Below are 24,526 nucleotides of genomic sequence, written 5' to 3'. Positions count from 1 at the left end.
GCGTAACTTGAAGAAAATTAGTTTTTCAGAAAATGTATCGCGGATCGATACTTCCGGGATCAGAAAGATTTTCGAAGCTGCAGGTTCAAATGCTATCAACCTCGGGCTCGGGCAGCCTGATTTCGATACCCCCGAACACATAAAAGCCGCAGCAATCAAAGCCATAAATGAAGGTTTTACGGGCTATACCGTAGGTCCCGGAATCCCTGAACTGAGAGAAGCCCTGAGCCAGAAATTCCAGGAGGAAAACGGGTTTTCGGTCTCTCCCCAGGAAATAGTTGTAACCTCAGGTGCATCTGAAGCCCTTACCATTGCCCTTGCCGCCCTCCTTAATATCGGAGATGAGGTCCTGATCTCAAACCCCGGATTTGTATCCTACAACGCCCTGACTGAGATCCTGAACGGAAAGGTGGTAAGCGTCCCCCTTGCAGAGGATCTTACCATGAAACCGGACGCTGTTCTTGAGAGGATCACTCCGAAGACAAAAGCCCTTATCCTTAACTCTCCGTCAAACCCCACAGGCGCGGTTGCAAGCAGAGCAGATATCAAAGCTCTTGCCGAGATTGCAGACGATCACAACATAACCATAATTTCTGACGAGGTTTACGAATACTTCATCTATGAAGGCGAACACGTAAGCCCTGCCAGCTATTCGGATAACGTGGTCACCGTAAATGCGACTTCAAAAAGCTATTCCATGACAGGCTGGAGGCTCGGGTACCTCGCGGGCAGAAAAGAATACATAGCCCAAATGCTCAAAGTTCACCAGTACATACAGGCCTGTGCGAACTCAATTGCCCAGAAAGCCGCCTATGCCGCAGTTACCGGTCCAAAAGACTCGGTCAATGCAATGCGCGAAGAGTTCCGGAAACGCAGGGACGTACTCGTAAAAGGGCTCAATGATCTGGGGATGGAATGTGCTCTCCCGAAAGGGGCTTTCTATGCCTTCCCGAAAGTCGAAAACTCGGCTGAGGTCGCCTCAAAAATGATCTCAAACGGTGTTGTTGTTGTCCCGGGGACAGCCTTCGGAAGCGAAGGTGACGGCTATATAAGAATTTCCTATGCAGCATCAATGAAAGATATCGAAAAATCCCTGAGCATTATGGAAAAAGTGCTCTGAGATTAAATGAGAAAGGCCTTTTCCCTTCTCTTTTCCCTTCTCTTTTCTCTTTTTTCCGGCTTCGTTTTTTGTTCAACTTTTCCTTCTATTTATTTTCTTCTTTTCCATTTTCTTTCTCTTTTATTCTTCTATCCTTTTCTCTTTATTCTTCTATCCTTTTCTCTTTATTCTTCTATCCTTTTCTCTTTATTCTTCTATTCTCATTCCTTTCTCCTGTTTTCGGAATAACACTGTAAACTTTGGGAATATTTATATTAGGGCATCCCGATACCTGATATAAGGAAAAGAGCCTGTTGCAACCATTCCACCGCCTGCTAAGCAATATTATTTTGCAATGGGTTTTTTCCCGGCGATGTTCCCAGAACATTCCTGTCTATTGAAAGTATGCACTGAAAGTTGCCTGTATCAAAAGGTATGCGTCACGTAAAGGGGAATTTCTGGATGTTTCCACAAAAATAGCTTCCAAAGAGAGGCATGAAAGAGCGATCTATGTGCCTTATGCCAGTAACTAAAGGAGCCCTTGCATTCATATCTATTTTCTTGTTACTGAGCCCTGCTTCCGGTTCGGACATTTCGGCTGCAAACAGGTCAAATGGCTATTTTTACGAAAGCTCAAATTCAGTAGAAGTCCTCCTGCTGGAAACCATCGAACCTCCTGCCCTGTTTTTCATCCCTGAGTCCTCAGATCCTTTCACAGGAAGCAGAGACGGAAAAAATAACCACCTTGAGAAAATGAGCCCTTTCTTAATCCTGGCAGCGGGCATCCTTGCAGGTTTTAACCCCTGCTTGCTTGCAGTAATGGCTTTCCTGGCTTCTGTCACTCTTGCCCAGACAGGGGGAAGAAAAGAGATGCTCAAAATCACCATGGGCTTTTCTGCAGGCATTTTCACTATGTATATGTTTGCGGGAATAAGCATTTTGAGTACTGTAAGTTTTCTGCCGGAATTCCGGAGTCATTTTACGGCAATTACGATCCTATTGACTGCCCTGCTAGGGCTCTGGCACATTTATGATGCTTACTGGCTGAGAACACATGCAAAATCGACTTTCAGAACCCCGAAATCCCTGAAAGACTTTATGAGCCGAATGGGTGAAAAGAACCTTCTGCTTCTGTCCTTCCTTGCAGGAAGCATGTTTTCTCTGGTCAAAGCTCCCTGCGTAGGGGCAATTTATCTCTCAATCCTGAGTATGCTGGCAATAAAAACCGATATATTAAGAGGAATAGTATACATGGGGATATACAACCTCGGCCTTCTGCTACCTGTAATGTGCCTTGGACTTTTGCTGTCCTTTGGGTTGAGCCCGAAAAAAGTCACCGAATTCAGAGAAAAAAGAAGGGTAGAGATAAGACTGATAACAGGGTTGATACTTATTGTTCTTGCCCTGCTGATGCAGCTAAGGATACTCTAATGAAAGATACTCTAAATAAAAGTATAAGGAATCAAAGAATGGATTCATCATCCAGATCTTCTGCTGAGGATTCTGTTGAAGACTCTTCTGAATCCCGAAGGCGCTTTTCCTCAATCATTTCCAGAAGCCTTTCCATTACTTCTTCGATCCCTTCTCCGGTAATTGTGGATATGTTCAGCTCGACCTCGTCCATTCTCCTGAACTCCGGCCTGTCAGCTTTGTTAGCAACCACAAGCAGGGGAAGGTCAAAGTTTTCCCTGATTTCGGCAAGCAGGCGTTTCTGGTCTGCAATCTCATAGCCACAGCTCTCACTCGGGTCGATAATGAACATTACAACTGCATCCAGGAAATGGATTGCGGTAATTGCCTGGCGCTCGATATCGTTTCTCTCAGCCATCGGACGGTCAAGGAGCCCGGGGGTGTCCATAACCTGATATCGGACTCCGTCCCGTATGAAGTGGCCTATTGTCACTCCTTTTGTTGTGAAGGGATACGGAGCAATTTCAGGGGTTGCACCGGTAATTTTCGAAACAAAACTTGACTTCCCTACGTTTGGATAGCCCGCAATTACAATTGTTGGTTCGTCCTGGACATCCGGGAGTTTCCTCAGAATATTTCTGGCTTCGTTTAGAAAGAGAAGGTCCTTATTAATGGACTTGACTATGGAGGCAAGCCTTCCGAAGGCTTCTTTCCTGACAGGATCGGGGATATCGGCATCCCTCATTTTTCCTACATAGCTTCTTGCAACCTCATGTATCTTCCCGCTTGCCCAGTCTACGGAAGCCAGAGACATCTTGAGCTTTTCTACGCCTACAAGAATGTCGGTCAGTTCATAATAGAATCTGGGCAGCTGTTCAAAACTTGGAAAGCGCCGGACTATGTTTGCAAGGTTATCCGTGAAAATGTTGGCAGCCGTCAGCACCATGGATTCGTTGGCTCTGAGCCGGCTTTCCCTCCCCTCAATAGTTTTCCCGGACATTGCTCTTGCTGCCCGTTTGAAAGCTTTATTGGTTAACTCCTCGGAAGTAGGAACTGTGTGAATTTTTTCAAATATCATCATTTTCTAACCCTCTGGGGGGTCTGTTAATCTATATAAAGGTTTTTCTGAGCGAAGAAGTTTAACAGAAAAACCTAAAGTCCGTAAGCAAAAGTTTCGCAAAAGTTCCTGAGCGGAGTTTCTTTACTTTTCTTATCCGGATCCTCTGAACAGCTTCTTTCCAGGTTTTTCTGCCCAAAACTTATACAATCCCGGAAACTGCCCGGAAAAATAATCAAGCTCTGGGTTTCATAGCACACGAAATTTTAATATAACTTTAAGGTATACTTGTTTCCTTCTCTTAAGCTCGATCTGGAGCAGTACTCGAGAACCGTATAATTACTGTTTAATTTACATTTATATGTTGCCTGCTCAATAATCGAATTACAATTCTGGTTCTATCAGAGTTTAGTTCTAAATTATTATAATAACCTTAAATACAGGCAGGAAAACGGCTGTATTTTTAAGTAGAACCGGACTTTATTTATATTTGTAATTGTAATTTGTATTATGAATTTATAATCATTAATTATGGTAAATTAAGGTATACACTATTCTCGATGTATGTTATACTTCATCCTGATACAAGGTATATGAAATTGATGGTGGTAGTATGGAACTCACTCCGATTCAAAAAGACATTATTATTGCATTAATCAACCTTCAGCGGCAAAAAGACAGGGCAATTAAAGGGGAAGAAATTGCCGAAGTTATCCAGCGAAACCCTGGTACGGTCCGCAACCAGATGCAGTTATTAAAGGCTCTGGGACTGGTTGAAGGGGTACCCGGGCCAAAGGGGGGTTATAAACCAACAGGGGCAGCATATGATGCTTTACGCATCCAGCAGTTGAAAAACGAATCTGTTGTTCCCATCTACAGGAACAATGTGATCGTTAACGGTGCAACAGCTGCAGAAATAAGCTTCACGACCGTCAGGAATCCCGATGCCTGTAACGGGGTAATCAGAGTAATAGGAAACATCAAGGACTTTGTAATGGACGATAAGCTGCAGGTAGGGCCAACCCCCGTAAACCGCCTCATAGTCCGGGGAGAAGTTACGGGAAGGGACGACACCAATAACTCAATCCTTTTTAACATTACAGAAATGATCTCCTTGCCCAAAAAACATGTCAAACATTATATGAAATATCCTCCGCTGCTCGTGAACCTCAATGCAAGCATCCAGGAAGCAACACGGCTTTTTATCCGGAATAACGTACACGGAGCCCCTGTGGAAGACAAGGGAAAAATCGTAGGGATAATTACCTATACCGATATTGCACATGCCATTGCCCAGGGAAAGCCCAATGTCAAGGTTAAGGACATAATGACAAAAGAGCTGATAACGGTTGACGGGGACATGCAGCTCTATGATGTGGTAAAGCTCTTCCACAAATATAACGTGGGAAGGCTTATTGTAACAATCAACGGAGTTCCCAAGGGGACACTGTCAAAAACCGATGTGCTGAACGAACTTGCAGTATATTGAAAAGGGAATCAGCTTTTTAAAACTGGATCAGTTTATTGAACTCCGGGTTCAGCTAGTTAAAACTGGTTTCCTATATCGAAACCGCAATCATCTGGTTGAAATTGTAATTTAACTGAGGGAACGCCTGATCGGAGGAAAGGAGTCCGGGTTTTCAACCCCTTCTCTACCTCTTATAAAACCTCTCTTTAGCTTCTTCGGTTCTTATCCGGGCGCTCTCCAAAAGTTATCGTTTTTAAAATCTCTTTCTATTGTTTTTAATCTTTTTATTCAGTCTCTTTTCATTTTTTCGTGCCTGGCACTGAGCTCGGCTGCAATCTCGTCAAGGGTAACGTTGTTTGCTGCAAGCAGTACCAGCAGATGGAAAATCAGATCCGAGCTTTCCGAGACGATTTCTTTATGGTCTTCATTCCTGACCGCAAGGATGGTTTCAATGGATTCCTCCCCCACTTTCTCAAGGATTTTGTTCATGCCCTTGCGGTGGTTCAGGAGTTTACAGACATATGAATTTTCGTCATAGTTCTCTTTCCGGTCCAGGATTATCTCATACACCCTGTTTAAAATTGATAAGTCAGCCTCCGGCATTCTAACACCTGTTCAAGATAAATAACAGTTATAATAATTCTGAAAAATAAAAAGAAGTAAAAACAGGAGGGTTTTCAAACCTTCCTGGGGTCGGTAATTTCTCCTGTAAGGGCGGATGCTCCTGCGGTTGCAGGGGAAGAAAGGTACACGAATGATTCGGCGCTTCCTTCTCTACCCTTGAAGTTACGGTTAGAGGTTGCAAGCCCGACTTCTCCCGGGCCTAGCAGGCCGAAAGAGCCACCCATACAGGGTCCGCAGCAGGGAGCTTCTACGATTGCGCCGGCATTCATGAGTTTTTCAACATATCCGGCTTTTAACAGTTTCATATATTCGGTTTTCGAAGCAGGCACAACAAGGAGACGCACATCTTTTGCTACAGGTTCGTCGCCCATGATATCAGCCATTATCTTTATGTCTTCAAACCTGCCATTCGTACAGGAGCCCATAAAGATCTGGTTAAGCTTAGTGCCTTCAACTTCACTTACCGGCTTTACGTTATCGACATTGTGAGGGCAGGCTACCTGGGGTTCAAGGTCAGAGACATCGTAGTGCCTGATGTCCAGGTATTTAGCCCCTTCATCGGACTTCCAGTAAGGGTCAAGTTTGTAGCCGGGAATCCTTTCCCGGAGGTATGCTTCGGTAACCTCGTCGGCTTCAATGATTCCTGCCTTTCCTCCCATCTCGATTGCCATGTTGGAGATGGTCATGCGCTCAGGGATGGAGAGGGAACGGATGGTAGGACCTGCATACTCGGCTGCCATATACCTGGCACCTTCCACGCCTACATCCCCGATAAGGTGAAGGATAAGGTCTTTGGAGTAAACGCGCTCTGGCAGTTTGCCTTCTACTTCAAAACGGAAGGTCTCGGGAACCCTGAACCAGAGTTTGCCTGTAGCAAAAACGGCTGCCATGTCGGTGGACCCTATGCCGGTAGAAAATGCCCCCAAAGACCCGTATGCGCAGGTATGGGAGTCAGAACCCACAATCAGGTCTCCGGGCAGTACATGCCCTTTTTCGGGCAGAACCTGATGGCAGACTCCTTCATAAACATCGTAGTTTAAAATGCCCTGCTCTTTTGCAAACTTCCTGAGCATGATGTGGTTTTCTGCGGCATTAATCGAGTCTGCAGGGACCTGGTGATCGAAAATGATTACAATTTTGCTGGGGTCCCAGACTTTTTTTTCTTCTTCATCTCTCATGATTTCGTAAAAGCCCTGGACTGCCAGCGGACCTGTGATGTCGTGGGTCATTGCCAGGTCTATGTTTGCCAGTACGAAATCCCCGGCTTTCACGGGAGTTCCAGAGGCCTTCGAAAAGATCTTCTCCGAAACGGTCATCGGACGTTTGTCACTACCAGACATTCCGGTCATGGGGAATAACTGGAGCTTTCTAATAAATAAATTTAATTGCTGAACCGGAATAGAAATGAGGTTCAGGACAGGAATAATAGGTTTTTCAAAAGAGTTTTTCTTCCCTAGTTTCGCTTCTGTCCCGCTCGACGAAGGAGAGCGGTCGTCTCAAAAAGACGGAAAAGAAGAAAAATGAGAAAAAGTCTTAACGCAAAAACGACTGATGGCACCCGTAAACTGCCATCTAATAGTGATCGGGGGGCCGATAACTCCTGCTTCTTTTTCTTTTTCTGATTTTTGCAGGGGCGCTAGGGAAGCTGGCGTGGACATCCTATCTTTGGTTTTGAATTGAAAATCGGTCTCCAGGTTAAAGGAAGTATTGACTTCAAGCCCAGGGCGTGTTTCTTCATCATCTTTCCAGTATATCTCTCTTAATTGTGGGGTTGGTTTGCCGGTTATTTTTTATCTGGGCGGCGGGCCGGTCCAAACCCGCGCGGCGCAGGGAAAGATAACTGTAAGATTCCCTCAGGCTTCCGGAATAGATAAACCAGTTAATTCTGGACTTCCAGTTATTCCCTAAATCCGTGCTTAATCGATCATTTTCGTAATTCCTCTGCTGTCGTGAACTACATAAACGCATGTGCCTTTTCCCAGATTATTTCTTGCAATCTCCACCCCTTCTTTCCCTTTTTCAAAATCCTCGTATTTTTCGTACATAGCAAGCGTGTCCTCAAGTTCCGCGATATATCTGGAGAGCAGGACCTCTGCAAGTTTCCGGCTCTCTTCCGGAGAAATGTGCCCTCCAAGCCCTTCACATTCGCAGGTGTACAGTTTAAGCCCTTCAATGTAAAAAGGATAGGTGCTGCAGAGCATCGGGCGCACGGGATAAATCCTGCACCTGTTTGTGTCCTTTTCAAGGAAAATGCAGTCTCCATTCCTTTTTCGCCTGAGCATCCAGCCGTAGGCATGGATATTGCCCTCGGAGTCGATGTCCTCTTTCAGGAGCTCAAAAAACTGAGGAGATTTTGAGAACGCTTCTTCATCTTTTTCTGGTATTTCCGGTTGTGCGGAAGAAATTTCTCTATCAATTTCTCTATCTCTATCTTCTTCCTCGTTTCCGGTTTCTTCGGGCTGGCAGGTTTCGGGGATAAGGGGGCCTGCAACTTCAAGTTTTGAAAGCCCTGTATGCTTCTGGATTTTCTCAATCTCCGGAGGAGTCAACACTACCCGGTTGTCCCCAAAAGCCCGCCGGCAGCACTTTCCGCAGTACTGGCAGGAAAAACCTGTTTTTTCGATCTCGGATGCAAGCTTTTCAGGGTCAAGCCTGCGAGCCATCTCAATTTCTTTTTTGAGGGCGGCAATTAGAATGAGCTGATACTTTGTTTTTTCGGGTTTTTGCGGACTGCCTGAACTGGATTCTTCCATATACAGGTTCCTGTCCTGCAGGTAGATCAAACTAACGCAACTAACGTGGGTGGCGATTGCTAGCAGAATAAGAGTGTCTGAAGGATACAGGTACGGAAAAATAAATCTTCATGCTCGGCATCAATCAAATAACTATCTTTATTAAAACAGTTGAAGCATAATAATTAATGAGGGTGGGGCAGTGACCTCCAACGGATTTTTGCTTTTTTCCTGTTCTGTCCTTGCACTGATATTCCCCACCTGCCTGCACTTACAGATGAGGAATACACAGTGTTGCAAGTTTATTCATCGATTTAGGAGGCGTTTTTTTATTTTTTGTCTGTTCGCATAGACATATGAATGTATGATAAGCTTATATTTAATACTTTTCATAACTTTCATAATATTTGATGTTATTATATTTGATATTTGTATTACTCCACGGAAGAGACATTCCTTATTGTGGGAAAACAGATTTCATATCGAAGATGTTTTTAACATGAATGTTTCAAGACTCAATTTAATCATTTATTCTGTTGTCTGTCAGTGATATCTCTTTTTTTTCCCGCCACCACACTTTTTTATTTTAGTTCTTAAGTGAAAAAAACATATATAGTAATACGTATAATGACTTATGTAGTACTACTCAGTTAAATTTGAAATTACCGGTGGGTGATATGATGGAAACAGAACTCATGAGGATAGGGGTTTCCCTTCCTGATATCCTTCTTGGTGAATTTGATGAGATTATCGGAAAAAGAGGTTATTCTTCCCGCTCGGAAGGCATAAGAGATGCCATCAGGAGTTATATTTCCTATTACGAGTGGATGAATGACATTAAAGGCCATCGAGTCGGAACAATTGCATTTATTTACGACCACACAAAACGCGGGCTTTCAAATGCCCTGACCGACATACAGCACCACTACTCGCACCTGATCAAGTCTTCAGTACATATTCACCTTAGCCACGAAGAGTGTTTTGAAGTAGTTGTTCTGAACGGGGACGGCAAAGAAATAACGGAGCTTTCCGAAGCTATGATGGCCCTCAAAGGGGTAAAATTCTCCAGGCTCACAACCGTAGCTTCAAATGAAAATATCTGATTTATTCAGATATTCGGTCGCTGAACATGTTCTTAATTTCAGGTCGGTTCCTACTGATATCTGAGAACATTTGTGGAAATAAATACAATCTATTTACCTCGCGGCTCTGGGTCCAATCAGCAAGCTTTATATTCGGAGACTCAATTAAAAGTTAGTTTGTATGTGGCAGGCACTACTTAATAAGTTCGAAAAATACCCGGCACAGGCAAAAGTACTTAAGTTACTTTTTGAACGCGGGTTTCAGGTGAACGAGGAAGGAAAGGTAACTTCCGGAAGCATCGAGATTGCACACACCCAGCTTGCAAAGGAAGTGGGGGTTGACCGGCGGGTTGTTGACGCGACCACAAAGACCATCATCTCCGACGAACTCCTGAGCACCATATTCAAAAATGTCCATTCAATCCCTTTTCTCAGAGACGTGGCCCCTGCTCTCGGGCTCGGGGTAATTATCATCATCCCTGAAGATGCCGCCCACATTGGCATCCTTGCAGAAGTTGCAGGCCTGATTTCCAAACACAATGTAAGCATCCGCCAGGCTGTCTCGGATGACCCGTACCTTACGGACAACCCCAGGCTCACCATTATTACCGACCACAAAGTTCCCGGTGACCTTGTTGACGATATCCTTAACCTACCCTCGGTAAAAGGAGTAAGCATTTACTGAAAAAAATTCCATTTTTACAAAATCAGAGTTTAATGAAAGCTGGACTGGGATTGCAGCTTTTTGAAAGTACCAGCCCGAATGGAAAAAAGCAGAGGCTTGAAAAACCCATGTAGTAATTTTTTTCCATCTTTTAGTTTTACCACCCTATCCGCAGTCCTGGTCATTTCATGCCTGCGGGTCGTAACAAGAAAACGTACGTCCTGTTTCCGGCTGACTTTTTCATAAGATCCGTAACCATTTTTCCGATGCCGGAAATGTCAAATTATATAAGCGTAAAAGATATGAGTAAAAAATATTACAGACTGCAATATTTCATAATATCATATTTAAACTGCTTAACATTAATTATGAATATACGACTTTTTTGATCTTTGAAAAAATCCTCTCTGAATAAAAGCCTATGCCGGAAGTCGCATATATTTCTCTTCGGACAATCCCGGATGAAATTATCAGACTTCTTCAAGCCTGTGTACTGGCTAAATCTTCTGCTATCTGCCAGAAACTTGAATGATATGGAAGAGGATATAGAAGAGGATATAGAAGAGGATATCTCCAAATGGTTCGGAAGAATGACAAAATTATTAACACAAAATCAATTCGGTGAATATAATTAGTTTGACTATGTATGTTTTATATGTATGAAGATCGGAATTGTGATTCATAACCTCCAGCTTGTGGATTCTCCACAGACGGTAAAAGATGTCCTTACTCTTCTTTCCAGGGATAATTGCATAGATGTCTGCCTGTGCGGTACTATGGGAAAAGTTGCGGCGATTGATGCCGGTCTTGAAAACCTGATCGAAACGGAACAGTTTCTGAAACCCAGCGCCTGCATCGAGGCTCTTTTCGGGTCAAATGACCTGGTGTGTCTCCTGAACCATGGTCGTGAGCTTCAAACAGGCCGGACTTTCGGAAGGATCGTGGTTTCGAATATAAAAAATCCTGATGAGAAACCCCTAATCCAGATTGAAAGGCCCGGTTGCCTTGATGGTGAACTCATCCCGTGGAACCGGGCTGCAGATTCGCATGCAAAAAAACTTTCATGTCTTCTTAACCTTAAAATTTCCCCTCCTCCGCTTCCATTCAACAATATAGAAATTACCAACCAGGGAAAACGGGTCCTGAGGAGAATCTCAACCTTCCCGGGGGCAAACATAATGGTTGAAGGGATCGTGATTGGAAAAGCTACTTCTTCTGAGGTCATCCTCGTGACCGAAAACGGTTTTCTTACTTCAATGGAAGGGGGAACCATAAAGGAGCAGGGTATCGAAATCCTCCATAAACATGGAGAAAGAGTACCTGTAGACCTGGCAAGGGCATGGGTAAAAACCGCAGCTTCCCGAAAAAGTCCAGATGGCTGTAAAAGCCTGATGGAAGGTAAAGCTGAAGGGATGGCGAAAAACACCTCTTTGAAAAAGATTTTTTTACAGGAGAAGACTCCGGAAGGCGGAGTCAAGGTGGTTCTTATAGACCACTGCGCAGAGCGTTCATTTGAGCTGATAGAAGGGGCAGAGCTTGCCATTACCGTTGGGGATGACACAACAGAGCTTGCAGGAAGTATCCTGTCCAGATTTGGAATCCCTGTTCTGGGGATTACGGACGGGGACTGTGACGAACTTGCAACTGCAGTGAACTATGCTCCGGGGTCCCTGATCCTTCATCTAAAGCCCGGAATGGATGATGATTTAGGGGGAATTCTTCAGCAGGAACTCTTTTCAGGGAAATATTCTGCGATTTTTGAGAATCTTGGGGACCTGAAGCGGAAGATCATAACTCTTGCAGAAAATTCTCTGGAATCCATCTCAGAATACTGAACTTTTGCTTGCACCTTTCAAAAAGCGGGGAATTCTCACTTTGCAGTAACAGGTAAGAAATCAGATGAAGTTAATAAGGATACGGGGGGGTGGTTCCAATTACAAGGGCAGGTGAAAAGTTGAAGGATTCTGCTGAACACCCGGAGACAACTGCAATCAAGAGCCTTGAGGAGAAAGGTTCCGACATCCTGACAGAAATAGAAGGCTATGATGAAAAATTTCGAGAGCTTTTACATGGATTTGATCCGCTCCTTACAGGCAAAAGGCTGGTTCTCTCAGGATTGATCAAATAGGGATATAAAACTAATTTCCGGGAAACTTTGGAGTTCTCCAGTATCTGGAAAAAAGGTCCAGTCTGAAATAAAATCCGGATATCGGCGTAAAGCTAAGGTCCATTACCCGGATAAATAAATATAACTCAAAAAAAGTGTTTTTATTTATGTCGCTTCCGCCTAATAAAATTTCCACAAATGGATGTCTCCCATTATCTCTTCTTTTTCAGGCGGAAGCAGCTCTCCGATAACATTTTCATTGAATGCGGAGCAAGGCTAAACCAGAAAAGTATTCTGTGTGTTGTTGGGCCGGAACCTCTGACAGGAAGGTCATTTGAAGAAGAAGCAGGAAAAGAAATTGTGCCGGAAGAAAAACAGAGCACCTTTGACTTTTTTGGCTTTTATCCGTTTTACAGGGTATTCGTACCAGTTTACTAAATCTATGTAGCAATCTGTGTCAAGCTACCTTTTTCGGTTCGGCCGTTCAACTCCTCACTGAAAAGTTCAGGACAAAGAGAACTGTAAGGGAGGGCCGTATTTGAAAGGATCCACAGATCTCTCTATTGCTGCCCTTTTCCTCAGTTACTCTTTTCCTCAGTTACTCTTTTCCTCAGTTACTCTTTTCCTCAGCTGCCCTTCGCATTCCCTTTGTCGCTATCCGTTACACTGCATCTGACCAGTTACAGTAATCGCACTTGTAATCAAAGTAGTTCGCCGAACAGAACTTGCAGACCCTGGCCGGAGAATGTGCCTGCTTCTTGTGCAGTGCAATGATGTTGGTCATAAGCGTTGCAGTCACGGGCTCGCTTGTCAGGAGGCAGGGGAAATCTGCCAGGCGCATGAGAGCCGAGAAACGGACCGTGATCGCACAGGCCGGATAGGTATAACGCTGCGGATTTTGCAGGACTTCGTTCCTGTCGATGGGGCTGAGGTCGATAGGCACACCCTGTACAATGCAGCCGGCACCCCTTGGAATATGGTCGATAATCCGTTCACCCTTTTCAATCAGGTCGATAAAATCCACGTTATGCAGCTCAGCTGCCGCTCCGCGTCTCGGGTTTGTCAGCACAAGATTGTGGAAGCGTTTGACCAGCAGGTCAAGCACCATCATGGTAGTAAACCCGTCCATCCAGAGGATCTTGGTGACTGCAGCAGCTGTTGCATCCGTGCCGATGGTCAGAGGTGAGTATTCGTCCCTGAACCTGCCTTTTGCCCGGTTCATAGTGCTCTCAAGGACATCAGTAACAGCGTTGATGACTGCCAGTACGACGTCGTCCTTTGTCATGTTGTACATGGATTGGGAGATATGGTGGGCTACGTCACCTACGCCGTAAGCGGGGACTGTCACAATGTTCCCGTAGAAAATGTCGGCGTCCATGGCAGCCTTTACGGTTTTTCGGATCCTCTGCTTATACGTCTCCATATACTTCTTGGTGTCAAAGGAGGTATGCCCTGCTTCTTCCATGAGTTTTACCTGAGCATCCACTGGAGACTCGTAGACCATCTTGAGCATATCAATTTCTTCTTTTATGGCTTCCGACGGAGTTTTTCCATCTTCGACCGCGATCTGGAACTTCCCCCCAATTCCGTAGGACGTGTTCATCCCCCAGGACTTTGAAGACAAGATCGCACGCTTGTGTTCCACAGGGATGTCCATCTTCTTGAGAATCCTGTTTACAACATTGCTCGTGCTTCCGGGCACAAAGGCAAAGTCCACGACACAGGTCGGCCCGTAGAAGCCCCCGTACCGTCGGATTGACTCTTTTCCGATCAGGGCTTCGGATTTTCCTATTTCCTCCACGAACTTCATGACGGATTCATGGAAAGCCGGGTCTTCTTCATAGAGGATCTCAAGGATAGGAGGGGTCTGGTAATGCTCTACAAAAGGATCATCTTCAGGCCTGACCGTGTCCGTAAGGCCTGTGAGGGTTTCGTAATGGGTGTTTACGGAATCGATGTGCAGGTCGAAGACCTCTTTGGACTGCTCTCCGACCGGCTTCATTTTGTTTACCGCGTCGACGTAGGGTTTTGCATCTGTTACTTTGAACTCGCTACCCCTCTTTTTATTAATCACTCCCACAACGGCTTTCTGGGCCTCTACAGCCTCGTCTGCCATTTTATTGTACATTTCCTGAACATCATCTTTAGGTTCCGCTTTCATATTCACTCCCCAAAATCATTTTAAAGTTGTCAGGATATCTGCGAGGGATTAATACCCTTAAAAATCCAGAAATTCAGACCTTAAAAGCCTGAGAACTTAAATTCGATGACCAGATTTAACAGAAATAAATCCCCCATACTAAAAACCAAAGATACCCTATCCAGATAATTTCTGTTATTGTTCTTCTGGATTCTACAGTTGTAATATATGCTAAATTTTATACTATGATTCTTTTTTATTCTATAAATAGTTTGATTTAAAGAATAAAATTTGGTTTAAAGATCCGGAATCTGATATCCAGGGCTCAAATTGATAACTATTATTAAAACGCTGAAATAAAGAGGGTAAATTTGGTAGCAATTGTTATTGATGATAAAATCAAAAGTTAATTTGATAACTACTGTTTAGGCTCGGATCTTAAATGCTCATAAAATATCTTTTGGCGAAAAATTTACTTTTCTTGTTTTCTATTTTTTCCTTTTTTTCGGAATATTGAACCCGCTTTTTCCCGGAGCCCTGATAATTTCAATTTCATTTTTTCAGCACTTTATAACCCTTATTTTTTCCAATAACTTCGAAATAATCCGCAGTCAAAGCCAAATATAAATAAGACAGTGCCGTACTTTCTGTTACGATGCTAAATAAGTTTTTTTCGGGCTTATTTCCGAATTCCGGCATGAAAATGCCACAGATAATTTGTTCCTGTTCACAGAATTAAAAAGAGGGGGGATTTCATATAGAGAACCAGATCAAGAGAATCTTTATTGTCTGCCTGGTTTTGCTGGCAGCTTCTCAGGCAGGAGCAGCCAGCCCTGTTGCAGAGTACCTGAAGCTCAGCACGGACGTAAACAACGGGTATGCTACTACTACTGTTGAAGAAAAGCTTTCCAACCCGACTGATACGGTAGTCGAAGACAGGTTCAATTTCCTGATCCCGGAAGAGGCTTTCATTTCGAGCTTTTCCCTGACCATTGACGGAAAAGAATACACAGCCGAAGTCCTGGAAAGAGAGGAAGCTTCCCGGAGGTTCGACACTGCAGCCTCGGAAGGCAGGACTGCAGGGCTGCTTGAAACTGAAGAACAAAATCTTTTTTCCTACGCCCTTAACTTTGAACCCGGACAGAGCATTACTGTCAAGCTGACCTATGAACAGGCTCTCAAGAAAACTCTCGGGGAATACGAACTTGTTCAGTTCCTGGGAAGTGGAAAGTCAGCAGGTAACCTCTCGGTAACCGTAAACATCAATTCGGAAAATCAGCTCACCCGCCTGGAAGCTCCGGATTTCCCGGCAGCTGAGGTTGAGTACCTTTCGGCAAAAAGCGGACAGGTGAGGTATAAAACGGATTCTCTCCCCCCTTCGGAACTCCGGGTCGTGTTCGAGACTGAAAACCCTCCCCTGAACGGGAACATGCTGTTTTACGAAAATGGGAGCGAGGGATACTTCATGCATATCTTTTCTCCGGATGAAGCAGATCTCGGGACTTCAGCTATGGACAAGGAAATAATTTTCGTGCTCGACAAATCCGGTTCTATGGAAGGGTACAAAATCGAGCAGGTAAAGGAAGTTTTCGGAAAAATCATTGAAGACCTCCCCCCAGGGGATTATTTCAACATAATTTTCTTCGATTCCACGGTACAGAGCTTTTCCGGGACCCTGATGGGAGCGAATTCGGAAGAAAAGGCAGGAGCCCTGGACTTTGTAAACAAGCTTGAAGCAAACGGGGACACGAACATCAACGAAGCCCTGCTGACGGCTCTCGGGATGTTCGACCCGGAGAGTGAAAGGGTTCCGATCATAGTCTTTTTGACCGACGGGGAGCCCACCGAGGGCGTTGTTTCCCCTTACGCAATCCGCCAGAACATAAAGGATGCGAATTCCGCACAGGTCTCGATCTTTTCAATCGCCTTCGGGATCGATGACGAAAGCAACTACCACTTCCTGAAGGCTATGAGCCTTGAAAACTACGGGACTGCGGAGTGGTTCTCCCCTGATGCCAACGCAGCCGAGGAAATAGGCAGCTTCTATGACACGATCTCAACTCCCCTTATCACGGATATGAACTTCTCCTACGGGGGCGAGGTCTCGGAGCTTGTGAACACCGGGGAGAAAAACCTCTTTGCAGGTTCGGATGCGATTGTCCTGGGAAAATATAGTACAGGAACAGGGAGCACCCGTGCGGACGTTTCCGCAAGTACCAGGGTGGGAGACCGGGATTTCTCAGAAGAATTTACTGTGGTCCCGGAAGCTGCAAATTCTTTCATTCCCCGAGTCTGGGCTTACACGACCATAAATTCCCTTCTTGACAGGATTGAAGTCGAAGGAGAAAACGAAACCCTTGTATCTGAAATAACAGGACTTGCTCTGGAATTCGGGTTTGTGACTCCTTACACATCTTTATTCGTGGAGCTACCCGAACTGGCAGATCCGGAACCAGATGATACCGTAAACGAAGAAGTTACGGAAGAAGTGATGGAAATGTCTGTAGAAAAAGATCTGGCTCTTGGGGAGGAAGCAATGCCTGTCTCTTCTGCCGGTCAGCAGAGACCTTATAGTTCTTCGTCCTATGACAGGAATGAAGCATATGAAGGAGGGCTGGCTGAAGAACCTGTTGAAGAGGAAGCAACACCCGGGTTCGGGGCTTTCCTTGCATTGATCGGACTTTTCGGAGTCGCATTCTGTTTCCGGAAAAAGTAAGAAAAGGTGAAAAGAAAAAAGTGAAGATTAAGGCTCCCGCCGGATGAAAACTAACTTTATATGATCGAGGCGTCAGATGCCGGTGGGAGCGGAAGCAATATAGAAAATGCAGTTTAATTATTTAATTCGGATGATCAGACTAACGATTATTAGCTTTCGGGGGAAAAAAGAAAAATTCAGGTCATCTGTTCTTTTTCGACTGCCCTGCCAAGACACCTGATTGTCCGGCTTGTGTTCTTATGCAGGATACCCGTCCCGCCTGCTTCTTCCCACTCGCGGATATTATCGGAGTTGTCATCGATCAGGACCCTGGAGGCTCCGGACTGGAGGGCTTTTTCCGGGCGGAAACAGAGGATTGCATTGTTTGCGTATGGAGTCCCGAGTTCCTTTTTCAGCCACTCTATTTTTCCTTTTCTGGCGTTAAGCAGGGCAGCCTTTCGATCCGGATTAGGAAGGGCAGAAAGGATTGTAGGATGTAAGCCGGAACTTCTTAGAAAGCAATGAAGTTCCTTGCCTCCTTCCAGCCAGGACATGTCTGACCAGAAATCGGCTCCTGCAGCTGTAATGTGCCTCCAGAAACGTTCCTTGTCGGTGGTGTACCAGAACATCATGTGTTCGCCCAATCGCTCGCACGCGCCTGTAAAATCCGTGAGGACTCCGTCCATATCCAGAAAAACCTTCAGCCCTGAATCCTGTATGGAAAAGGGCGAGTAAGGAGTATCATCTGGAAGGGTAGGGTGAAAACTAAGGGAGTTACCCTGGACCGGACTGCCCCGAACAGGATAACCCTGAAAGGAACCATTTTGAGCCGGGCTACTCTGGACTGGATTACTCTGACCATTATCAACAGGAGTTGAGTTGTCCTTTACGGAACTTTTCCTTGTAAACCTGCGCTGATCAACATAAATGGACATGACAACCGTTCCTTACCTTTTCTGGCGGAAAATAGTTTCCTACTTATTATAGGAGGAATAATAAATATATTTACTCTTCCTAAATAATATAATTAACTGAAGGGCTCAAAAAAATGCCAGTAGCGCAAAAAATAAGGCTAAATGTAAAGACGGGAGGAAAAACGAAAAAAAGAAACAAAAAAGGAAAGTAACTATTCGGGGTATAGTTACGTTTCATATTTTGTTTCGTATTTTGTTTCGTATTTTGTTTCGTATTTTGTTTCGTATTTTGTTTCGTATTTTCCTAATCTGGATTAGTTTTTTTAAAAGGGTTGCTTTATTAAAAGAATTTATAACTGTGCCCTCTAATTAAAAGGAATATTTATAACTGTTACAAAACTAATTCAGATCAATGAAAGGAAAAATGAAAAAATACCTGAAAATTATCGTTTATACCTTTCTAACCCTATTCGTACTTATTTTCGTATCAGGTATTCTGGTTTTTTCCAGCCCCTTTTTCATGAATACGCACGTCAATTTGCTTGTTAAGCACAGCGGGACCGACCCTCATGAATTTAAGTTTGAGACTTATACAAAAGAAGAATTCGCGCTGGAATACTTCAATGTCTCGTTAAGCCCGGAAGACGACTTTATAGAGCTTTTCGAGAGCCATTATGGCACTGTAAATAAAAAAGATGAATTTTTGATGGTTACTTATGATATCCCTGACCCTGGGAACAATTCCACCTATACACTCTACGGGATAAACAAGTATACCGATCTCGTCTATGTAAGTACCAGAAGAGCACACCGGGCCAATGAAAAAAGAGACGGAGCTCTTCGTAAGGATGTAAAACCTCCGGAAGATCCGGGAAGAGGATGAGCGAGAGATGAACTCGAAAAAGCTCGCTTTTTATCTCTGGATGCTCCTGGCAATAGGAGGTATAACGGCATACTTCCTCTACCCGGGTGAAATAAACCTCCTTTTCCTGGAAGACCTTTCCGAAGAATACCATTATGTAGCCTTGATTATCTATTTCCTGCTTCTGTCCGCCAGAGGCCTTACAATGATCCCTTCAACCCCCCTCCTCCTGGCAGGAGTATTGATCTTCGATCCCCTGGAACTCTTTATCGTAAATATGACAGGAATATTGAGTTCTTCTACCATAGTATACTATTTTTCAAAATTTCTGGGCTTTGATTCTTATTTTGAAACAAAACACGGAAAATATGTCCGAAAAATAAAGAGAGGCCTCACCGACAAAGAGCTCCCGGTAATTGTCGGCTGGAGTTTTTTCCCGCTTGTACCTACGGATTTGATTGTTTATGTCGGGTCAAGCCTGAAGATACCTGTGCTCAAGTGCCTGCTGGGCGTTTTCGTGGGAGAATCCATACTCAATGCATTTTACATTTTTTCGACAAACTTGATCCTGAAGCTTTGAAATTTTTTAATCCTGGCAAGAGTCGGCAACAGGATTTCCTAAATAAATTCAATTCTGCATGAAGCCCATGAAATCACACTAATTCGGGGTAAGTAATTGTCAAATCAACAGGTTTGTCAAATCCGCATATTTGTCAAATCTGCATGTTTGTCAAATTAACAGGTAATTATCGTATCAGCAAGTAATATGTCAGAAAGTAAGTAATTGTCAAATAATATTCCTTTTATATCTCTATCCGGAGTAAGCGAAACTCAAAGGACGTGAGCCAGTGAAAAACCATTCAGTATCCTCAATACTTCTAATTATTATTTTTATTTTTGTCGTTATTTCCGGCTGCACTGAAAGTAACGGAACCGTTTCCGATGAATTCAATGAAACTTCGGAAGAGGAAAGCCAGCAGATTGCCGAAACCTATGTCATAAACCTGGATTCCTACAGGGAATATAACTTAACCGAACCTACTCTTGTCGAAACCGTGCCCCTTCGTTGCCCTTATTGCTGGGAGTTCGTCTACAGGTTCGATCTTATTTCTGAAAAAGATCCGACTGTAATCGATACAGCTACAGTAAACGTCACAGTTATCGAAGGTGAAATTGTCGATTCGGTTTATGCGCAGGGGAGCAAGGAGTAAGTGAAATTCAAGTTAATTCATTTCGCTCAAGTGGACTAAATCAAGATTTATCTGATCCGTACAACGTTATTCGCTATACTGTGTCGTTCTTGTCCCGGCAGATTTGCGGCTCTGCAGCCCGAATTTCGCCTCGGGAGCACGAGATCTGTTTCGGCAGATTTGCGGCTCTGCAGCCCGAATTTCGCCTCGGGAGCACGAGATCTGTTTCGGCAGATTTGCGGCTCTGCAGCCCGAATTTCGCCTCGGGAGCACGAGATCTGTTTCGGCAGATTTGCGGCTCTGCAGCCCGAATTTCGCCTCGGGAGCACGAGATCTGTTTCGGCAGATTTGCGGCTCTGCAGTACGCTGCCCTTTTCGCTTCGCTCAAGAGGGCAAATTTGGGGATATAGTAATGAGCTGCGCTCAAGCAGACCAACTTAAAAACAACGGTAAAGTAAATAGACGCAGGAGAGCGGCCTTTTCAAAAAAGACTTTAAGGAACAGAAAGTGACGCTGCTGAAGAGACGCTTATGAGTAACAACAGAACCAAACTGCCAAAAGAAGATGAAACTTCGGTCTTTATTTCTCTTTCATTTCTGCCTTTTTCCTTCTGTGAAAGGCTGCCCGACAAGCTGGCGGAAGCGTTTATATTTACTTTCTAACTAAGAAACGATTTTTGCAGTTAAGGACGAATTATCCTGGCTACCTGGTATTTCTCCAAGGTATTATTTCTATTAATTGCGGTGCAGGTTTTTGGATCGCTTTTTGTCGGACTGACGGCTGTCCCGGTCACATACGGCGCAGGGAGAGAAGCCGAGAGATCTCCTCCCGGATTTCGGAAAAGATAAAACAGTTAAACGGGATAACCAGAATGAAGAATGAGAATAAATGAAGAGGTTAAAAGAAAGATAGGGAAGAGCATAAGGGAAGAAAAGCAAGTAGTGAAAATAAATTTGAAGAAGACATCTGCTTCTTCATCCTTTGTCTCACCTGTTTCTTCTTAAAAATTATCATTAGATTTTATCCATCAGCTTTTTGATATCTGCCTTGATATCCGAGGCAAGCTTTTTCGCACTGTCTCCAGTCGTGTCAACCAGTTTTTCAACCTTGACGGTAATGCTCTTTACCTCGTCTTTTACATCAATGGACTTTATTTCCCCGGACAGTGATTTTATTTCCCCATTTATGCTTTTTGCAAGTTTTGAAGCTTCATCTCCTGTCTTTTTTGCAAGACTGTCAACATCATCCCCTAGCTTTCCAATTTTTTCCTGGATATTGAAACCTTTTTTACCGGTTTCTTTTGTTTCGGTTTCAGCTGATTTTGCCATATAAACCCCTTGAATGTTCGATAATGATAATAACTTTCTCTCGTGAGGAGAACTTGTTTTTAAACACTTATATATTAGCATCCAGAATTATAACATTATCCCTGGAAGTTAAGGTTCTCCAGAATTTATAAAAATTCATTTTCGGATAAGAAGCCAGCATGATGGAATTTGGAAACATAAGCTCAACCTGAGACATCTCAATTTCTTACATACAAAATAAATTTATACTATCTGAACCAAACCTCAATCCGCAATTTTTGCAATTTTCAGTCTTTCTCAAGTCAACGTTGTAAAACCAATGATGGTCAAGGCTGGTTTTTGAAATAAACTCCATTACGCTACAAGCTTATAAACTATAAATTAAAATAGTATGCTTGTAAAGAGTAAGGAAGTTCAACAAATTCAAAGTGTGTATCAGGTCAGGCAGAAATTCCCGGAAAGAAGAGGAGAGGATCCGGTAAATATAAAAATACGGCTCCTGTAATGTATCCCCCTGCAAGCTGAGAAATAAGAAGCCTGATAATAATACATTTTCAGTAGAGAACTGGATCTCCGGGACAGAATATCTCCATAAAAATGATAGAGGAGACATGCAGACCTTAGTTATATGCATAGACAGGGATAACGACCTGGGCGAAAAAGCAAAAATGGAAACTCCCATAGTAGGGAGGGAGGCAAATGTTCGGGCAGCAGTTGCACTCGGGATTGCTGATCCTGAGGATTCGGACACGAATACTATTTTCGGAGGAATCCGGATCCTTGACGAACTTCGGGCAAAAGGAGTTGATGCTGAGATCGTTTCTTTCGCAGGGGATAAGAATGTCGGCGTGATTTCCGACCAGAAGATCGCCGAGCAGCTCGAACTCTATCTCCAGATGAATGAGGTAAAGCGAGCGGTCTTTGTCTCAGACGGGGCGGAAGACGAAACCCTTGTCCCTATAGTGCAGTCCAGAATGAAAATTGACTCCGTAAAACGTATTGTCGTTATGCAGAGCGAAAATCTGGAAAGCACATATTATATACTCAAACACGCCTTCAGTGACCCCAAGATCTCTCAAACTTTTTTCGTGCCTATAGGTCTTGCTTTTCTTATTTATGCCATCTTCCTGCTTGCCGACTACCCCGAAGGGGCGGTTATAGGAATTCTTGCGGCTGTCGGGCTTTACATGCTGTACAGGGGCTTCGGGCTCGACGATATAGTTGCCCTTGAAAAAGAAAGGCTCTGGGATGCTTTCCTTGAGCAAAGAATGGTTTTCATAAGCTACACTGCTGCCCTGCTTACCAGTCTTGTAGCCACCGTATACGGAGCTATGCAGGTCTGGAAACTCTACTCCGCAGAAGGAGTCTGGTACCACGGGACCTTGACCCTGATCTCGGTCTTCATCAATACCTCTGTCTGGGGGTATGCAGCAGCTCTCCTGCTCGCGGACCTGGGAAAGATTTTCGACTTGAGGATGGACGGCAAGCCTATATACAGAAGTATCTCTATCTCCCTCTTCGTGATCGCAACCGGAATGCTCTTCTGGGGAGCAAGCACCTACATCCTGGCTGAAGCTTCCATTTCCGGCGGTTTGTTAAGTGATCCTTCCATTGCGCTTCAGTACTTCGTATATTCGGTCATAATTGCCGTGCTCATTGCCCTTGCAGGGATAAAGTACTCCCTGTCAAACCAGACTTCGGAAAACGAGAACAGAGTGAAAGGGGAACAAAGTAAAAAAGCCTCATGAACTTTTGAGAGGCAAATCATTTGAAAATTAACAGGTTCAGTATTAAACCGCGGGAAAGGAGATCTAAAAAATGGATAAGGCAGATGAAGTTGCGGAAATTGCAGTACTTGGCGGAGTGGGCTTTAACTCCTACAGGGACTGCGAAAGCCAGCCAGTAAAGACCCCCTATGGAGGGGTTACTGCATACCTGACCAGAATAAAAGGAAAACACATTGCAATAATTCCCAGACATGCCGAAGAAATCCACATGCCACCACACAGAGTTAATTACAGGGCAAATATCTGGGCTGTCCACTCCCTCGGGGCAAAGCGTGTAATCTCCACAAATTCGGTCGGGTCAATGCGCGGGCATCCGGCTGGCAGTTTTGTCGTTCTTGACGATTTCATTGATTTTACTCGCAGCAGGCCTTCTACCTTTTATGACGATAAAACCGTGCACGTTGATGTCTCCGACCCTTACTGTCCGGAAATAAGGGCAGCTCTCAAATCTTCCCTGGAAAAAAGGGGGATTTCCTATACCGAGGGAATTTATGCCTGCACTGAAGGCCCCCGTTTTGAGACAAGGGCTGAAATCCGAATGATGAGCCAGTTTGCAGATGTTGTTGGTATGACGGGTGTGCCGGAAGTGGTTCTTGCAAAGGAACTCAGTCTCTGTTACGCTTCCCTTGCTATCGTTACAAATCAGGCATGCGGGATGACCATGCAGAAATTAACTGCTGACGAAGTCACGGAAGTTGTCGGGAAGGCTCAGGATTCAATCTTCGAAATTCTCTCGGATGCGATCGGAAAAATTCCAGAGACCATGAACTGCATGTGCAGATTTGCAAAGGAAGGAGCTTGCCTTTAACTTTTCAAGAGCAAATGGGGACAGTAGCTGAGGAGACTAGCAACTGAAGTCATAATTTACTCTCTTCCAATATATCCTCCTCAAATCTGCTCTCTTGAAACATACCTCCTTCAACATATTCTCTTCAGCCCAACCTCTTTATCCGGTCCGTCTACTGCTTAAATGAACTTTCCCATTTAATCCGATCTCTTTGTTCCACTCATATTCAGTTCTATTTCCTGTTCCGCTGAACAAGTTTCCCAGCTGGATCCTGATCCTGTATTCTGTATATCGGGATTTTTGTTCACATGAAACAAACCCACACGATTATTATATAATAATTAAGTGATAAAATATAAATACGATAGCTGCTATATACGAAGATACTATGGATACGTTCTGAGGAAAGTCTCAGGAAGGTATGCCCTGCAGAAAAAATCGGGTGATATGCCCTGAAAAATGCTTTCACTCCGGAAAACATTACCGAAAAACGTAACTGCATGTTTTAAACGTAACTGCATGTTTTCATTTCAATTTTCAAAGGTGCTACTGCAGTCTTCGACGGCAAGACGGAACATAAGGAAGGCAGGATACCATCATT

23 protein-coding genes are annotated in these 24,526 nt (G+C 44.1%); 15 read left to right on the top strand and 8 right to left on the bottom strand.

The features are described 5' to 3' along the window. The first annotated feature begins 7 nt into the window (after nt 1–7). Entirely contained in the window at nt 8–1,120 is a 1,113-nt protein-coding gene (locus ACSAZL_RS13835) for a pyridoxal phosphate-dependent aminotransferase (protein ID WP_440945220.1), read from the top strand. Nucleotides 1,121–1,594: 474 nt separating this feature from the next. Then, entirely contained in the window at nt 1,595–2,530 is a 936-nt protein-coding gene (locus ACSAZL_RS13830; RefSeq protein ID WP_440945219.1) for a cytochrome c biogenesis CcdA family protein, read from the top strand. Nucleotides 2,531–2,561: 31 nt separating this feature from the next. Here ACSAZL_RS13830 and ACSAZL_RS13825 read toward each other — a convergent pair whose 3' ends face one another. After that, complete coding sequence (locus tag ACSAZL_RS13825) at nt 2,562–3,590, bottom strand: NOG1 family protein (RefSeq protein ID WP_440945218.1); 1,029 nt, start codon at nt 3,588–3,590, stop codon at nt 2,562–2,564. 589 nt (nt 3,591–4,179) lie between these two features. On the opposite strand from ACSAZL_RS13825, the gene ACSAZL_RS13820 reads away from it, so the two are divergent. Further along, a complete protein-coding gene (locus ACSAZL_RS13820) occupies nt 4,180–5,055 on the top strand; it encodes a CBS domain-containing protein (protein ID WP_011021408.1) in 876 nt (291 codons plus the stop codon). 267 nt (nt 5,056–5,322) lie between these two features. Here ACSAZL_RS13820 and hisE read toward each other — a convergent pair whose 3' ends face one another. From hisE to ACSAZL_RS13805, 3 genes are all read right to left on the bottom strand, one after another. Next, nucleotides 5,323–5,637 carry a phosphoribosyl-ATP diphosphatase gene (hisE, locus tag ACSAZL_RS13815; protein WP_440945217.1) on the bottom strand — a complete coding sequence of 105 codons (315 nt, stop codon included), beginning with the start codon at nt 5,635–5,637 and terminating at the stop codon, nt 5,323–5,325. Between the two features lie 74 nt (nt 5,638–5,711). Beyond that, a complete protein-coding gene (locus ACSAZL_RS13810) occupies nt 5,712–6,974 on the bottom strand; it encodes a 3-isopropylmalate dehydratase large subunit (protein WP_440948854.1) in 1,263 nt (420 codons plus the stop codon). A gap of 600 nt (nt 6,975–7,574) precedes the next feature. Continuing rightward, a complete protein-coding gene (locus ACSAZL_RS13805) occupies nt 7,575–8,411 on the bottom strand; it encodes a YkgJ family cysteine cluster protein (protein WP_440945216.1) in 837 nt (278 codons plus the stop codon). Nucleotides 8,412–9,070: 659 nt separating this feature from the next. Between ACSAZL_RS13805 and nikR the strand changes: the two genes are divergently transcribed. From nikR to ACSAZL_RS13780, 5 genes are all read left to right on the top strand, one after another. Continuing rightward, on the top strand, nt 9,071–9,493 hold the full coding sequence (gene nikR, locus ACSAZL_RS13800; RefSeq protein WP_440945215.1) for a nickel-responsive transcriptional regulator NikR: 423 nt from the start codon (nt 9,071–9,073) through the stop codon (nt 9,491–9,493). A gap of 160 nt (nt 9,494–9,653) precedes the next feature. Next, nucleotides 9,654–10,157, top strand: coding sequence for an amino acid-binding protein (locus tag ACSAZL_RS13795; protein ID WP_440945214.1), 504 nt, complete (start codon nt 9,654–9,656; stop codon nt 10,155–10,157). Nucleotides 10,158–10,795: 638 nt separating this feature from the next. Continuing rightward, on the top strand, nt 10,796–11,971 hold the full coding sequence (locus ACSAZL_RS13790; protein ID WP_440945213.1) for a DUF2117 family protein: 1,176 nt from the start codon (nt 10,796–10,798) through the stop codon (nt 11,969–11,971). A gap of 89 nt (nt 11,972–12,060) precedes the next feature. Beyond that, on the top strand, nt 12,061–12,264 hold the full coding sequence (locus ACSAZL_RS13785) for a hypothetical protein (RefSeq protein WP_440945212.1): 204 nt from the start codon (nt 12,061–12,063) through the stop codon (nt 12,262–12,264). A gap of 177 nt (nt 12,265–12,441) precedes the next feature. Continuing rightward, a complete protein-coding gene (locus ACSAZL_RS13780; protein WP_440945211.1) occupies nt 12,442–12,681 on the top strand; it encodes a hypothetical protein in 240 nt (79 codons plus the stop codon). Nucleotides 12,682–12,904: 223 nt separating this feature from the next. Here the strand turns inward: ACSAZL_RS13780 and ACSAZL_RS13775 are convergent, their stop codons facing one another. After that, nucleotides 12,905–14,404: a DUF2193 domain-containing protein gene (locus tag ACSAZL_RS13775; RefSeq protein ID WP_440945210.1), complete on the bottom strand. Its 1,500-nt coding sequence runs from the start codon at nt 14,402–14,404 to the stop codon at nt 12,905–12,907. Between the two features lie 778 nt (nt 14,405–15,182). On the opposite strand from ACSAZL_RS13775, the gene ACSAZL_RS13770 reads away from it, so the two are divergent. Then, nucleotides 15,183–17,099 (top strand): VIT domain-containing protein, encoded by a 1,917-nt coding sequence (locus ACSAZL_RS13770; RefSeq protein WP_440945209.1) that lies wholly within the window; start codon nt 15,183–15,185, stop codon nt 17,097–17,099. A gap of 176 nt (nt 17,100–17,275) precedes the next feature. On the opposite strand, the gene ACSAZL_RS13765 is transcribed toward ACSAZL_RS13770, so the two are convergent. Further along, the gene (locus tag ACSAZL_RS13765) at nt 17,276–18,013 is read right to left on the bottom strand and encodes a 5' nucleotidase, NT5C type (protein WP_440945208.1); all 738 of its coding nucleotides are present in this window, start codon (nt 18,011–18,013) and stop codon (nt 17,276–17,278) included. A 391-nt stretch (nt 18,014–18,404) separates the two neighbouring features. On the opposite strand from ACSAZL_RS13765, the gene ACSAZL_RS13760 reads away from it, so the two are divergent. The 3 genes from ACSAZL_RS13760 (at nt 18,405) to ACSAZL_RS13750 (ending at nt 20,065) form a co-directional block, all read left to right on the top strand. Then, nucleotides 18,405–18,875: a hypothetical protein gene (locus ACSAZL_RS13760; protein WP_440945207.1), complete on the top strand. Its 471-nt coding sequence runs from the start codon at nt 18,405–18,407 to the stop codon at nt 18,873–18,875. A 7-nt stretch (nt 18,876–18,882) separates the two neighbouring features. Continuing rightward, complete coding sequence (locus ACSAZL_RS13755; RefSeq protein ID WP_440945206.1) at nt 18,883–19,434, top strand: VTT domain-containing protein; 552 nt, start codon at nt 18,883–18,885, stop codon at nt 19,432–19,434. Nucleotides 19,435–19,702: 268 nt separating this feature from the next. Further along, nucleotides 19,703–20,065, top strand: a complete 363-nt coding sequence (locus ACSAZL_RS13750) for a hypothetical protein (protein ID WP_440945205.1) — start codon at nt 19,703–19,705, stop codon at nt 20,063–20,065. A gap of 73 nt (nt 20,066–20,138) precedes the next feature. Here ACSAZL_RS13750 and ACSAZL_RS13745 read toward each other — a convergent pair whose 3' ends face one another. After that, nucleotides 20,139–20,432 carry a hypothetical protein gene (locus tag ACSAZL_RS13745; protein ID WP_440945204.1) on the bottom strand — a complete coding sequence of 98 codons (294 nt, stop codon included), beginning with the start codon at nt 20,430–20,432 and terminating at the stop codon, nt 20,139–20,141. A gap of 490 nt (nt 20,433–20,922) precedes the next feature. Here ACSAZL_RS13745 and ACSAZL_RS13740 point away from each other — a divergent pair, with 490 nt between their 5' ends. Then, nucleotides 20,923–21,048, top strand: coding sequence for a hypothetical protein (locus ACSAZL_RS13740; protein WP_440945203.1), 126 nt, complete (start codon nt 20,923–20,925; stop codon nt 21,046–21,048). A 9-nt stretch (nt 21,049–21,057) separates the two neighbouring features. Here the strand turns inward: ACSAZL_RS13740 and ACSAZL_RS13735 are convergent, their stop codons facing one another. After that, entirely contained in the window at nt 21,058–21,372 is a 315-nt protein-coding gene (locus ACSAZL_RS13735; RefSeq protein WP_440945202.1) for a hypothetical protein, read from the bottom strand. A 590-nt stretch (nt 21,373–21,962) separates the two neighbouring features. On the opposite strand from ACSAZL_RS13735, the gene ACSAZL_RS13730 reads away from it, so the two are divergent. Further along, entirely contained in the window at nt 21,963–23,099 is a 1,137-nt protein-coding gene (locus tag ACSAZL_RS13730; RefSeq protein ID WP_440945201.1) for a DUF373 family protein, read from the top strand. A gap of 70 nt (nt 23,100–23,169) precedes the next feature. Next, nucleotides 23,170–23,946 carry an S-methyl-5'-thioadenosine phosphorylase gene (mtnP, locus tag ACSAZL_RS13725; protein ID WP_440945200.1) on the top strand — a complete coding sequence of 259 codons (777 nt, stop codon included), beginning with the start codon at nt 23,170–23,172 and terminating at the stop codon, nt 23,944–23,946. The last annotated feature ends 580 nt before the right edge of the window (nt 23,947–24,526 follow it).

This window comes from Methanosarcina mangrovi, from assembly GCF_052057765.1.
Classification (GTDB): domain Archaea; phylum Halobacteriota; class Methanosarcinia; order Methanosarcinales; family Methanosarcinaceae; genus Methanosarcina.
Note: the sequence above shows the minus strand (reverse complement) of the source record. Positions and strands in the feature narration are given on the sequence as shown.